This window comes from Acinetobacter sp. UC24323 (assembly GCF_024151445.1).
Taxonomy (GTDB): Bacteria; Pseudomonadota; Gammaproteobacteria; order Pseudomonadales; family Moraxellaceae; genus Acinetobacter; species Acinetobacter baumannii.
The window spans coordinates 152,403-166,657 of the sequence record NZ_JAHIBY010000006.1; the positions used below are offsets into that span (position 1 = coordinate 152,403).

Genomic DNA, 14,255 nt, shown 5'->3' on the forward strand with positions numbered 1-14,255 from the left:
ATTAATCCCCCTTGTACCAATCCCCTACTTTATAATAGCTCATACTAACTGAAGTATTATTTTTTAAATAAGTATTTAACACAGATCTGGCTTCATCATATTCTCCATTTTTTGCACAACTTAAAGATACTTTAGAATTTTCTCCTTCTTTTTTGGGGGAACTTACTTTTCTGAAATAAGAAAATGAGCTTTTATCATTATATGCAATCCATATTTCATCTCTATCTTCCTTATAATATGCGCGGTAAATATAATAATTGTTTTTATTATATGAAACTTTAGAACACTCACCTGTTGACATCCATTGATTATTATTCGGTTTTAACTTCAATTGATTCAATAGCTTCAAGCGACCTTGGGTCACATTACTTTTTCCATACTCCCAAATATTTTCACATTCCACCTCTCCCAAAACCTTGAGAGATGCAGCAGATTTTTCACTCCAATACTTCATACACTCGTTTGTACTTTCTGCATATAAACTTATACTGTTTAATAGAATATATGTACCTATTACTATCTTTAATACTTTCATTATCAGCTTAGTCCTTGATTCTGAAATTTTCAAAATCTGATTTTAAATCATCATCTTCAATTTGTTCATTACTATCGTGGTCATGGTTATGCTCATCATCACCTCCACAGCAGGGTTCATCTGAACTTTTTCCTTGACCATCATTGATTATTTCTTCAATGAGTTGTAATTTATCTGAATGCACATCATTTTTGCCTAATAAAAGAATTTCAATATTATCTGGATTATCACTAAAGATTCGTCTAGTCCTTGCGAACTCATCAAGGAAGCCAATATATTCTGTTTTTTTCGTGTGATTAATGACTTTATATTTAAATCCATCTTTTAATAAATTAGTATTAATTAATTCACTAAAATCAAATCTTCGACTAAAAATTCCACTCTCAGGCATTTTCGGCAACTCAGCATTTACTGTTGCCCCACCCGTAAACAAATGCTGCCCAGCTTTACTTTCAAACTTACCACCTGTTGTCGAAAATACGCCATTGGCATTAATTTTGAGCTGTGAACCACCTGCCGTTAATACAATTTCTTTTGGACTCGTAAGCTCGATTTTTTCTTCGGTAGAAATGAGCTTAATCACCTTCTTCGCAATTGCTTCAATAGCATCATCTTGTGCTTGTAGTTCGAGCTTTCCTTTTGCTGCATAAGCACGCAAACCTTTTTGAGCAGCGAACAAACTAATTTTGTCTTGTGCGTGCCCAATAATATTTTTTTGCGCACTTAAATTAATAGAACCGCTGGCACTTTCGGCAATATCTTGCGACGCTTGTAAAATAATATTTTCAGGTGTCGTCAAGGCAATGCCATTTGGCGATGCTAATAACATCAAGGCTTGTCTAAAGATTTTGCCTTGTTCTTGCTGTTTAGTATCGGAACTGCTTTCTAAACCTTGGGTATAACCCTCCATAAAGCCTTGTAAAGAACTCAATGCTTTAGAAGGTGACACTTCCAATTTACTGCCTTTACTAAAAGTTCCACACGTACTCATCAAATCAAAGTCTTTAGTCTCGACATTTGCTAAGACTTTCCCGACCTCTTGAATACTTTCAAATGGATTTTTATGAATTCGGTCTTTAATACTTGCGAGTTTTCCTTTAACAATATCAGGGCCATGTTCTTCAACGTTTTCGATGAATGCTTTTAAATTTTCTACCGCATCTTTGGCATCGCTAAAGAAAGAATTGAATTCATCTACAACGCCTTTTGCGTTTCCTCCTAGTGCACCAATGTCTTGAATAAAGCCACCACAGTCTTTTAGGGCATGGATAGGATCGTTATTAATACCTTCTTTGAATAGGTTTACCGTACTATTTAATGCCTGCCCTGTGGTTTTTAACTCAAGCGACTGGATGAATTTGGGTAAGCGATTAATTACATTCAAAGCATCAGTTTGTTGCTTGGCTGCAACTTCACTGAGCATTTTCATGCTTTCATAGCCTTGTGAAAGTAAGGATTGTGCTTGTGCGGCCTCTAAATGGTCTGCAATCGCTTGCTCTTGTGCATAGGTACTAATGAGCATGCCTTTACCCGCCCGCACAGCTCCCCAAGCGTCTGTTCTAAGCTCAAAGCCTTCACCACGGCCTTGGCTTGTCGCTTGTTCTTTCGGATGGCTTAAATTACCCAAATTCAGCTGTGTTGCTGCATGGCTACTTTGGAGTTGGGTACTAATTTGTCCTGTTGTGTCATCAAAACGTAATTGGTTAAAGCCGCTCCCGTTTATTTCCTGACTGCGAATTCCACTCAGTTTTTTAGTTGCTGGAAGCTGACCTTTTACATCGAACTTGGTGGGTGAGCGCTGCGCTTCATGGATGCGCCCAGTCACAAATGGACGGTCGATATTGCCATCAAAAAAGTCAATAACAACCACTTCACCAATACGCGGTAAGAAACGTGCGCCATAACCTTCTCCTGCCCAAGGAGTCAGTACATCCACCCAAGCCGAGTCGGTATCGTTGTCATTGCTACCTGCGCCACCATCATGGCCATGATCATCACTACGGGTAAATAGAAAACGTACTTTAATGCGCCCCCATTCATCGACATGAATGGTTTCTCCTTGTGGCCCCACGACTTTTGCTCGTTGTGGATAGGCAATTGGTCGGTGCTGTTCTGGATTATATTCAGGTGCAGTCTTGATTTGACGGCGTATTAGAGTCAGTTCATTACCTTGACGCTCTATATCATCATAACCGTGTTGGTCCCAACGACTTTGGGTTAATAACTGGCTAACTTGCTGATGTAAATCTTTAGGTAAGTTATTTTGGTTATAGAAGTTTTTAGCAATAATCAGGAACTCTTGATCTGCCCCTTCATGCTGATCAATTTCAGGGTGTTCACGTAGATTAAACCAATAGCCGACTTGGCTATCGCGGACACTACTATAGGCTTTAAAGTATTTAGCCCGACTCGCATGCATATCGGTGAAGTGCTGATTTAGTTTTTCTAACTGACTACTACCCGAAGCGGTTGCCTGATCTTCCCCTTTTAAATCTTGCATCCAAGCGGGGCTTACGTGCCATGCTTGCTCAAGACTTAAAGTGGCGGAGTCAAAGCTGTCTGAATGTGTATGCGTAGTAACAACCGAACCATTACCCTCTTCTTGTGCAAGGGCATCGGGTTGCCAGCGCTGCACATGTACCGCTGTTGGTTGCAAACTCCGCACTGCAACAAAACCAGTAATACTATCTTGATATTCGGTTGCGCTACTTCTGTGATAGCGAATACTACGACGCTCTAAAGCCTGATACTGGCTATTGTCATCAATTAATCTTAGTTTTTGAGCTTGTATTGGCGCAGTAAAATGCGGAACAAAAAGCTCTGACTCATCAATGAGCCAACTAATGCCTTCACTTCGCCATAAACGAGTAAGAAAGTCATAGTCAGACTCATTGTGCTGCATGGTGAAAGGTCGAATATCATAATTTTGACTTAACCCACTCAAGTCAAGACTTAAACTCGCAGCAAACAGTGGACTTTTTTCTTGCCACTCTTTAAATAAAACTTCGGTAATTTCTACGATACTTTTATTCATAAAAACACGACTATTACGGCGTTTGTGCCATAAATTTGTCGCGTCTTCTATAGTCAGCTTATAAAGCGTTAAAGCACCATCACTTTGTCCATAACTGGCCTCAGTCACAATACCTGTTGTTCGGAACAATTGGCCCGAATCTGTGACCTGATCAACAGCGACTTGAACGCCAATAAATTGCTTCAATGCAATTTGGGCATTGGTTGAAAGGCAAATCAACTCTGCCATTAGACCACCATTCAGCTGATGTTGGCCTTCTATACGTTGTAAGAATATTTGGTTATTGAGTAGTTCATTAGAAAACTGTACATGGATAGCACGTTTCTGAGCATTTAGCCCTATTTTTTCCAAGACACTAAATATATTAAAAAGCATTTTTTTATAATCATAAGGATATATAAACGGCTGCACTTTATAAAAAACAGAACTATCTGTCTACAAAATTATGCGTTATTTTTATCAATTTTTCTTATATTCTCACTTATTCTAATATGATTAAAAAAAGCCCAACTTAAGTTGAGCTTTTTTTAATCGCGTTAAACTCACTTTTTAGCAGTCTTAAATACTGGATAAAAACGGAATAACTGCCATAAACAGACCAGCAAAAGCAAAACGAAATAAACCAATGACCAAACTGGTAAAGACTGACCTAAAAAAGTCCAGTCAATTGCCGCACACTCACCTGAGCCAGAAAGTACTTCTTGTAAAACGGTTTTCATTGGTAAAGCATCAATGAGGTAATTTAAACCAGGACCACAGCTTGGTACTTGATCTGGTGGTAAATGCTGTAGCCAAACATGTCGGCCCGCCACCCCTACTGACCATAAAATTGCAATACCTGCCAAAAATGCATAAAAGCGTTTAATCGCATTGGAAACGGGGTTATGCAAAAACGCAATAAGAGCCACAAAACCCATTGCCATTAAGCCAACACGTTGAAAAACACAGAGCGGACATGGCTCTAACCCTTTTACATGTTCCAAATACAACGCAAAAGACATGCCGACAATGCTTGCCAGAACAAGCAGTCCACTCACCAAACGGTAACTTAATCGCATGTAAAACCTCATTTTTATCTATATTGTTCAAGATATTGATCAAAACTGATCTGACTATCTTGTTCAAGTTGTTCTTGCTGCTGTAAAGATTGCACAGCCAATTGTTCAAAATATTGCAAAGTCTCTGCACTAATCTCATGCTTTTCATAAGTTTCAGCATGTAACTGTGCCATATGACTACCAAAGCTCCAGGTTCCACCATGCTTTAATGTGTCATCAATCACATGAGCAGATAATGTTTCATCTACTTCATCAATACGTTCTTGCATCACAGCCAAAGCCGAGCTGTATAGATCTGTTGCATAGGTCTGATCGAGTAAGCGAGCACAATCCTGCATTTTAGAAATATGCTGACGTGCCCAATCTTCAATATGGTAAGACCCATTTAAATCAGTAATGGTTGCGTTTGGTGCTCGACCACGGTTAACCACTTCTGTCTGGTTTTTCTCAATCAAATCTTGCTCAGGGCATAACAGTTCAGGACTATCGCTTAATAAACAATAAAGCGCTAATGCCTCAAGGAAACCTGCTGTTGTTTCATTGACTCCAATTGCCGAATATGGATTTACGTCCACTGCACGAAGTTCAACATAACCCACCCCTCGATTTTTCAAGGCTTGAGACGGTGTTTCACCCGCTTGAGGAACTTGTTTTGGACGCACGAGACTGTAATATTCATTCTCGATTTGTAAAACATGATCATTAATTTGCAATGGTTCACCAGAGGCATCATTTAACCCTAAACGGCTAAATGGCGGGTATGGAGAATGTACTGCTTTTTGTAAACCATCCAAATAACCAGTTAAGTTGTTATAGTGAATGCCTAAACTTTTTTGTGCCGAGTTTTGGTAGCCTAAACGTCCCATACGCAGAGCTGTAGCATACGGTAAATAATATGACCCTTTGATTAAAGGCAACAAATGATGTTCATGACCCGTCAGAAAACAACGGCAAACCGATGGGCTCGCTCCCACTAAAAACATAACTAGTGGCGTTAAACGAATAAAGTTACGAATCAGACCAAAATAGCGATGACTACGATAATCTTGCAGACTAAGTGCTTTTAATTTTTCGTCAGTTTCATGTGCCTGCAAAGCAGAAAAAAGAGAATCAGGGAAAGATAAATTATAGTGTACGCCCGAAATCGTCTGCATACGGCGACCATAACGAATACCTAAACCACGACGATAAAGCGTCTTGAAACGGCCAATATTAGAAGTACCATATTGAGCTAGACGAATACGTTCTTCATTGTCATCTAGCATACATGGCATAGACAACGGCCAGAGCTTTTCACCATTTTCTAAATGACGGTGCACAACCGCATGAATATCGGTGAGCTCATGCAAGGCATCACCAATGGTTGGCTGTGGTGAAGTAATAAACTCCATCAACGCTTCAGAATAATCTGTGGTGATTTTCGGATGTGTTAAAGCTGAACCTAATGCCTTTGGATGTAACTCTTGTGATAAGAACCCATTACTTTGCATACGTAGGCTTTCACGTTCTATTCCACGTAACATGCCTTGTAGTAGCGACGAATCCACCCAAGCAGGAATAACTGATTGAGATGGTGTAGTGGGTTGACTCATGCATTTGCTCGCTTATAAAAGATCACTATATACAAAATCGTGACATGATACGGCTATTGATATGATCACATCATTTCAGTTTGGCAATTTTTATCACAATCTTGTTATTTAAGACACGAAAGAATTGTGATTTTATTGAAGAATAATTGCTAAAGAGTTGTCAATATCATGAACGATCAAGACATTTTAAACTTCTGGTTTTCACCTGAACACCGTTCACTCTGGTTTGCAAAAAGTGAGGATTTTGACGCAAAAATTCGTGATCAATTTGCAGACGTTCATCGACAGGCAACTCGAGCAGAACTTTGGTCTTGGCGGAAAACACCAGAAGGTCGTCTTGCAGAGATTATTGTGCTAGATCAGTTTTCTCGCAACATTTATCGTGATCAACCCGAATCTTTTGCTTATGACGGTCTTGCTTTAGCCTTGTCACAAGAAGCAATTAGTTTGCAACTCGATGCACAACTTAACCCAGAACAGCGCTCGTTTTTATACATGCCATTTATGCATAGTGAATCAAAGTTGATTCATGAGTTTGCTTTAAAATTATTTCAACGCCTCGGCAATGAAATTAATTTAAGCTTTGAGAAAAAACATAAAGTGATTATAGATCGCTTTGGACGTTATCCTCATCGCAATGCCATCCTTGGACGTGTCTCAACACCAGAGGAAACCGAATTTTTATTAGAACCGAACAGTAGTTTTTAAGACTTCTCTATTTTTAATGCTGACGCATCCATTCTTTTATGCTCAGCTGGGAGTTCACCATGAAATATCTCTCTCTTTGTTTAGCTTTAGGCACTGCCATAACTTTAAGTGCTTGTTCAACTGTACCCAGCAAACCAAAAACTTTCGATCAGCTTGGCCAGTTTTCAGCCTATCCGTTAAATGCTCAAACGTTTCGAATCAGCTTTCAGGCTGATCCAAACATGAGCTATGGAGCAGCCGAAGAAATTACTTTAGTGAAATCAGCACAGACTACAGTACAAAAAGGTTTCCGCTTTTTTAAAGTGCTGAACGACCCAAGTAATCAAAGCCAAAAGCCACCGCGTCAAGCTGTAGTTTACCCATCTGCACCAAGCTTTTACCCGTATGGTTACTACCGCCGCTATCCGGGTTTCTGGCATGATCCGTTCTATGATTTCCCGCAAGTGGTCAATATCGACCCTGTTCAAGTGTCGTATACTATTGAATGTTATCGGGATCAAAAGCAGGCTCCTCAAGATGCCTTTGATGCAACGTTAATTCTCAAATCTATCGGACAAAAATATGGTTTAAGCCCGACAGGAGAATTGTTGCCGCCACCTGAGCCGCCAGTAAAACAAAAATGAATAGGATGACCGTATGAATATGGCAGAAGAAGTACACCATGCACCCAATCTGAAGCGCAGCAAATATTTCGCTACGATGGCACTTATTATTGTGGTGGTGCTGTGGATTGGGTTATTGATCGCCAATCGCTTTCTGCCAGAGTACACAGACTTAATTCATATTTTAATGCTAGGTGCCGAAGCTGGTGTAGTGGGTGGACTAGCAGATTGGTATGCGATTACCGTTCTGTTTCGAAACCCATTTGGTAAGCTTCCCATCCCTAAGTTTTTGCGTGATCATACCGAAATTATTCCACGTAATAAGGCACGTATTGCCGAATCAATGGGTCGATTTGTGCAGGAAAACTTCCTGTCGCCTCAGGTGGTCGAACGAAGCCTAGAAAAAACCGATTTAAGTCTTGCCATTGGCCAATGGCTTGCCAGTCCACAAAACAATACTCAAGTGGTACAACTCATTCAGCAAACTGTACCTAAAGTTTTTGAATTTGTGAGCCAAGAACAAATTGCCAATTTCGTGCAAAACAACAGTGTGCAATGGGTGCGTAACACTCAAGTCAATAAACTTGCGAGTGAAATGCTGCGTGCAGTATTGGAAAATGACTTCCACCAAGATGTACTGCAACGTGGCCTCGATATCGCGCATGAGTGGGTGGTACAAAATCCGGATAAAACTCGCGAATTGACAAGAAAAATGTTTAAAGCGCTGGGTGTCTGGTCTCTTGCAAAAGGTGCAAGCTGGATCGGTATTGATGTTCAGCAGCGCACCATTGATTCACTGGTTGAAAAAGTAGAATCAATGCTGGCTGACCATGAACACCCATGGCGACAGGAAATTGAAACTATTGCCCACTCGCTCATGCTGGAGTTGGCAAACCCTGAGAGTATTGCCAGCCAACGTCTAAATAGTGGCAAAGATGCGTTGCTAGATAGTCCTCAAGTACTAAATTTCATTAGTGGTGCTGTCACTATTTTATGTGATGCCATTAAAGAAGATTTAATGAAAGAAGACTCTGGTATTGCAATGAACCTCAGAGCTGCCATTCAGCAGTTGGGTGAAAACCTTGTCCAAAATGTAAAAGTACGTGAAGTTCTCAACAAAGAAATGACAGGACTTGCGATGAACTTTACGGACCAATATAGCCATAAAATCATACGCTATGTGAGTGAGCGCATTCATGAGTGGGACTCACGTGAAATGATTGGAAAAATTGAAAATGAAGTCGGTGGCGACTTACACATGATTCGTGTGAATGGCGTTGTGGTAGGTGCATTTATCGGCTTAACTCTAGGTGTAATACGAGCAGCGATTGAATCAATTTTATAACGTTAATAATTTCCTTAAGAGAACAATATGCTACAGCTTCAGTCCAAATTGCCCGCACAAGGGGTGACTATTTTTAGTACGATGACGGCAATGGCACAGCGCTTGGGTGCACTTAACCTTTCACAGGGTTTCCCGGATTTTCCTGCACCCCCTGCTTTGCTCGAAGCCCTATCTCAGGCAACTTTGGCTGGACACAATCAGTACCCACCTGGTGATGGCATTCTCGCACTACGTGAACAGCTCGCTTTACAATTTCAACAGCGTGACCAGCTTCAACTTGATCCTGTAACTCAAATCACGATTACGCCCGGTGCAACCATAGCAATTTTCTGTGCCATACAAGCTTGCATCAACACAGGGGATGAAGTCATTATTTTTGACCCGAGTTATGACAGCTATGGACCTTCTGTCGAGTTAGCAGGTGGTAAAGCAGTACATATTGCCTTGCAAGCACCTGACTTTAAGGTGAACTGGCAACAAGTTAAAGATCGAATTAACGATAAAACCCGTATGATTGTGGTAAATACTCCCCACAATCCAACAGGTACAATCTGGTCCAAACAAGACTGGTTAGAACTGATCGCACTAATTCAGGATAAAAATATTGTAGTTTTATCTGATGAAGTCTACGAACACTTAGTTTTTGATGGTCAACAGCACTTTAGCGCGTTGCATTTCCCTGAGCTTAGAGAACGTAGTTTTGTGATTGGTTCTTTTGGAAAAACCTTCCATGTCACAGGCTGGAAAACCGGTTACTGTGTTGCTTCACCTGATTTAATGCGTTTGTTCCGCCAGATTTATCAATATGTTAATTTCTGTGGCACAACACCATGTCAGATTGCGCTTGCGCAATATATGCAGCAACACCCAGAACATATTCAGGAACTTTCACAGTTTTATCAGACTAAACGAGACCGATTTAATCAGGCGATTCACAATAGCCGTTTTTTGCTTAAACCATCGCAAGGAACTTATTTCCAAAACCTTGATTACAGCCAGATTAGACCTGACTTAAACGATGTGGAAATGTGCCAGTTTCTTGCCGAGCAACATAAGATTGTGGCTATTCCTGTTTCGGTGTTTTACCAACAAGCCCCAGAGTCTTTACGCCTAATACGGTTCTGCTTTGCAAAAAATGATGAAACACTGCAAAAAGCAGGAGAAATTCTGAATCAATGTTAATAAATTTAGTCACTTAGCATAGTAAAAATACTACAAGAAGTTCCCTACAACTATGCTAAGTTGAATATCCGACCCGCTCATCAAAGAGATGGGCGATGGAGAATACATGCCACCAAGACAGTCTTTAATTCATCAGCAAAATCTTTGGAAAACATTTTTTGTTTTCTTATTGCCCCTGATTGCAACCAATATCTTGCAAAACCTGTCCGGTACCATTAACACCATCTTTGTTGGACAAATGATGGGGGTCGATGCCATTGCTGCAGTTTCTGTATATTTCCCCATTTTGTTTTTACTGCTTGCGTTTATTATCGGTATTTCAACGGGTACCACTGTTTTAGTGGGTCAGGCTTGGGGCGCACAAGACATAGAAAAGGTTCAAAGTGTGGTGGGTTCTACCCTATTTATGACCATCATTGGCGGTATCATTACCGCAATCATTGGTGTGTTTTTTGCCCACGACATTTTAGAACTTTTAGGTACGGACCCGAAGGTGATGCACCTCTCTTTGCCTTATGTGCAATGGATGTTGGCAGGTAGTCCTCTTCTCTTTGTTTATATTATCTATACCTCAATTTTACGTGGTGTAGGAGATAGTACTACCCCTTTACTTGCACTGGCTTTAACCAGCGTGATCGGCGTAATTATTACACCAATTCTGCTGAAAGGTTATTTTGGCTTTCCTGCCCTCGGTATTATTGCACCGGCTATAGCGTCAATTATTAGTTATATTGCCATCTTAATTTTTCTTGCGATTTATCTAAATAAGAAAAAGCATCCACTTCGGCCAAACCGTCAGCTTTTGCAACATATCCGTCATAATTCGGCATTGAGTAAAATCATTTTACGCCTAGGTGTTCCAACCGGTATTCAAATGATTACCACTTCAATGGCCGGTTTAGTCATTGTGGGTTTAGTGAACCGTTTCGGAGCTCATGCCACAGCTGCGTATGGTGCTGTGAATCAGGTACTCAACTATATTCAGTTTCCAGCGATTTCGATCTCTATCGCGGCCTCAATCTTTGCAGCACAAGCGATTGGTGCTGGTAAGTCGGACCTACTCGCACGTGTTACACGCACCGCTTTGGGAATGAACTTTTTATTTACAGGTGCCTTAATTGCACTCGGCTATCTATTTTCAAAATATTTGATGGCTTTATTCATCACAGATCCAACTGTGGTGGTGTTAGGGCAACAGCTTTTATTTATTGTACTTTGGGCAATTTTATTCTTTGGTGCAGGTGCCATTTTTGCATCAATTATGCGTGCCAGTGGGACTGTAACCGTACCAATGCTGATTAACATCTCTGCCATTTTATTTATTGAAATGCCATGCGCTTACTGGTTTAGTTCGATGTGGGGGCTTAAAGGCATTTGGGTCGCCTATGCCTTGGCATTTGTCAGTTTATGTATTATTCAAGGCTTGTATTATCAATTTATTTGGAAGAAAAAGAAGATCAAAATTCTTATTTAGAATGCATTAAACCTTATAAAAAAAGCCATCAATTGATGGCTTTTTTCTTTTAAATCTTATTTCATCCATTTGGTTACAATGGTTGAAGCACGTTGATATCCCGTTGGGAATAAACGCTGGAATGCATCCAGAATTTTTGCATCGCTACCGATGAGTAAACGGCGTTTATTTTTCAAAACTGCATCTAAAATTTGACGAGCTGCTTCCTCTGGTGGGGTACGCAATAACTTGTCAAAGTTTTGAATCGATTTAGTTGGGTCCATACCCAAACTACTCAAGCTATCACTCATTTTTGCAGCTTTAGCGATATTAGTACGAATACCGCCCGGATGTACGCATAGCGAACTTACGCCGCATTTTTCAATATCTAACTCTTGACGCAATGACTCAGTAAAACCACGTACCGCAAATTTAGTCGCATTATAGCCAGACTGAGTTGGCTGAGCTGTTAAACCAAATAAACTGGAAACGTTAATAATATGGCCATCTTGTGTTTGCTTAATGAACGGTAAGAATTCTTTAGTACCGTAAACCACGCCCCAGAAGTTAATTCCCACAATCCACTCTAAATCTTCGTAAGTCGCGCCTTCTACAGTTGAGCCTAAAGCTACACCAGCATTGTTAAAAATCAGGTTAACACAGCCATGATCTTGAACAGTTTCCTGTGCCCACTGCTTTACAGCCTCACGGTCAGAAACATCTAACTTCTTGGTTGTTACAGTAATATTACTGTACGGTTTTAATAGCTCAACAGTTTTCTCTAAGCCCTTTTCATTAATGTCACTTAATGAAAGATGGCAGCCCTGCTTTGCCAGAAGAATTGCTAATTGTTGCCCAATGCCAGAACCCGCACCCGTAATTGCAGCGACTTTGTTTTTAAAATTTTTCATTGTCCATCCTTTGTTTTTCGATTTGCACAACTGGTTCATTGCATGTGCAATTTAGACTCTTTCAATATAATTTTGACAATATACATTGTCAATATAGTACACTGTAATTTCAGATAGATTGGCACAATTCTGCTGACGGCTTTATCATAGGGCTCATATTTGCCGAAAAACCGATAAATTAGGAAACCATTTATTTATGGCGACAAACGACTCAACCAGTAAAAAGAAAACAAAAACTGTGAGTAAAGAACGTCAGTTCAAAGGGTTATCTCTGTCTGAGCGCAAAGAGGCACGCCGCGAAAAACTCATTGAAGCCGGTATTGCAACTTATGGAACCCTTGGCTTTTTTTCCGTGACGGTAAAAGATGTCTGCCAAGAAGCAAAACTCACCGAACGTTATTTTTATGAATCATTTAAAAAGAGTGAAGATTTATTCCAGACTATCTTTTTAAAAATGATTGAAGAATTACAGCAAAACTTGATGCAAGCCGTCATTAAAGCGGCTCCAGACCCTGAGCAAATGGTCGATGCTGGTTTACGTGCTCTACTGAGTACTTTAAAAGACGACCCTCGTTTGGCTCGTATTGTGTATGTCGATGCAATTTTGGTCCAAGAATTACATAATCAAGCCACCATTCAGGAAACTCTCGCCCAGTTTGATCGTATGATTCAAGCTTTTGTGATGCTAACCATGCCGCAAATCCAGCATAACGAAAATGAACTCTCATTAATCGCTACTGGTTTAAATGGATACGTGACACAAATTGCCGTTCGATGGGTGATGGGCGGGTTTAAGCAGTCTCTAGAGCAAGTTTTAGCGGCCTGCCGTATCGTTTTTTTAGCTTTGCTCGCGAAAGTTTCAAAATAATATTAAAGTTTTTTGACAGTGTTTTTGTTTTAAAAACCTCGTTTGAGATAAGCTTGTAACACACTGAATGGTTTTAAGAAAATTTATATCGCCCTGTCATCATTTGGTCATGCGCTTGCCGTATTTTTGTCACAAATTATTGCTAAATTCGATTTTATAGACTTTTCTGCAATGAAATTGTCATAATTAATCTTTGTAATAAGCCTGTCATAACTACAAAACGGTTCACCGTTAAAATCTACAAGGTATTACGCTGTGAAAGATGACTATATTTTAATTGTCGATGATGAGCTTCCTATCCGCGAAATGATCCATACCTCTTTGGACATGGCAGGCTTTCAGTGTTTACAGGCAGAAGATGCCAAACAGGCTCATCAAATTATCGTCGACCAACGTCCGGCGCTTATCTTGCTCGATTGGATGTTACCCGGGGGCGTAAGTGGGGTCGACTTATGTCGCCGTTTAAAACGAGATGAAAACTTAGCAGAAATTCCTGTCATTATGTTGACCGCTCGCGGTGAAGAAGACCACAAAGTACAAGGTCTAGATGCTGGTGCAGATGACTATATGACCAAACCATTTTCAACCCGTGAACTGGTTTCTCGTATTAAAGCTGTTCTACGCCGAGCAAATGCATTAAGCGGTGAAAAAACAATTGATGCCAATGGTTTGATTCTTGATCCTGTAAGCCAACGCGTAAGCTTTGGTAACAGTATTTTAGATATGGGACCAACAGAATACCGTCTGCTTGCATTTTTTATGACCCATCCGGAACGGGCCTATACACGTGCCCAGTTGCTCGATCAGGTGTGGGGCGGTAATGTATACATCGAAGATCGTACTATCGATGTGCATATCCGTCGTTTGCGTAAAGTCTTAGAACCTTTTGGTGTAGATCGATTTGTTCAGACTGTACGTGGTACAGGTTATCGTTTCTCAACACGTGCAGATTTAGCCGCAGGTTAAC

12 protein-coding genes are annotated in these 14,255 nt (G+C 40.4%); 7 read left to right on the forward strand and 5 right to left on the reverse strand.

What is annotated here, in order from left to right; genetic code table 11:
- Window position 1: 1 nt before the first annotated feature.
- The 4 genes from KNQ97_RS10045 to gshA all read right to left on the reverse strand — a co-directional run bounded on the left by KNQ97_RS10045 (window position 2) and on the right by gshA (window position 6,219).
- Entirely contained in the window at window positions 2-535 is a 534-nt protein-coding gene (locus KNQ97_RS10045) for a hypothetical protein (protein ID WP_000866182.1), read from the reverse strand.
- A gap of 7 nt (window positions 536-542) precedes the next feature.
- Window positions 543-3,944: a type VI secretion system Vgr family protein gene (locus KNQ97_RS10050; RefSeq protein WP_103235935.1), complete on the reverse strand. Its 3,402-nt coding sequence runs from the start codon at window positions 3,942-3,944 to the stop codon at window positions 543-545.
- Between the two features lie 167 nt (window positions 3,945-4,111).
- Window positions 4,112-4,627: a disulfide bond formation protein B gene (locus KNQ97_RS10055; RefSeq protein ID WP_103235936.1), complete on the reverse strand. Its 516-nt coding sequence runs from the start codon at window positions 4,625-4,627 to the stop codon at window positions 4,112-4,114.
- A gap of 14 nt (window positions 4,628-4,641) precedes the next feature.
- The gene (gene gshA / locus KNQ97_RS10060; RefSeq protein ID WP_000082281.1) at window positions 4,642-6,219 is read right to left on the reverse strand and encodes a glutamate--cysteine ligase; all 1,578 of its coding nucleotides are present in this window, start codon (window positions 6,217-6,219) and stop codon (window positions 4,642-4,644) included.
- Window positions 6,220-6,387: 168 nt separating this feature from the next.
- Here gshA and KNQ97_RS10065 point away from each other — a divergent pair, with 168 nt between their 5' ends.
- From KNQ97_RS10065 to KNQ97_RS10085, 5 genes are all read left to right on the forward strand, one after another.
- Complete coding sequence (locus KNQ97_RS10065) at window positions 6,388-6,927, forward strand: DUF924 family protein (protein ID WP_000999587.1); 540 nt, start codon at window positions 6,388-6,390, stop codon at window positions 6,925-6,927.
- A 59-nt stretch (window positions 6,928-6,986) separates the two neighbouring features.
- Entirely contained in the window at window positions 6,987-7,550 is a 564-nt protein-coding gene (locus tag KNQ97_RS10070; protein ID WP_000876371.1) for a hypothetical protein, read from the forward strand.
- 13 nt (window positions 7,551-7,563) lie between these two features.
- Entirely contained in the window at window positions 7,564-8,874 is a 1,311-nt protein-coding gene (locus tag KNQ97_RS10075; RefSeq protein WP_001055481.1) for a DUF445 domain-containing protein, read from the forward strand.
- 27 nt (window positions 8,875-8,901) lie between these two features.
- Window positions 8,902-10,056, forward strand: a complete 1,155-nt coding sequence (locus KNQ97_RS10080) for a pyridoxal phosphate-dependent aminotransferase (RefSeq protein ID WP_000939862.1) — start codon at window positions 8,902-8,904, stop codon at window positions 10,054-10,056.
- Between the two features lie 106 nt (window positions 10,057-10,162).
- On the forward strand, window positions 10,163-11,530 hold the full coding sequence (locus tag KNQ97_RS10085; protein ID WP_253612173.1) for an MATE family efflux transporter: 1,368 nt from the start codon (window positions 10,163-10,165) through the stop codon (window positions 11,528-11,530).
- A 56-nt stretch (window positions 11,531-11,586) separates the two neighbouring features.
- Here KNQ97_RS10085 and KNQ97_RS10090 read toward each other — a convergent pair whose 3' ends face one another.
- On the reverse strand, window positions 11,587-12,420 hold the full coding sequence (locus KNQ97_RS10090; RefSeq protein WP_000787755.1) for an SDR family oxidoreductase: 834 nt from the start codon (window positions 12,418-12,420) through the stop codon (window positions 11,587-11,589).
- 196 nt (window positions 12,421-12,616) lie between these two features.
- Between KNQ97_RS10090 and KNQ97_RS10095 the strand changes: the two genes are divergently transcribed.
- Both KNQ97_RS10095 and phoB read left to right on the forward strand, forming a co-directional pair.
- On the forward strand, window positions 12,617-13,288 hold the full coding sequence (locus tag KNQ97_RS10095) for a TetR/AcrR family transcriptional regulator (protein WP_000224581.1): 672 nt from the start codon (window positions 12,617-12,619) through the stop codon (window positions 13,286-13,288).
- A gap of 255 nt (window positions 13,289-13,543) precedes the next feature.
- The gene (gene phoB, locus KNQ97_RS10100) at window positions 13,544-14,254 is read left to right on the forward strand and encodes a phosphate regulon transcriptional regulator PhoB (RefSeq protein ID WP_000650776.1); all 711 of its coding nucleotides are present in this window, start codon (window positions 13,544-13,546) and stop codon (window positions 14,252-14,254) included.
- The last annotated feature ends 1 nt before the right edge of the window (window position 14,255 follow it).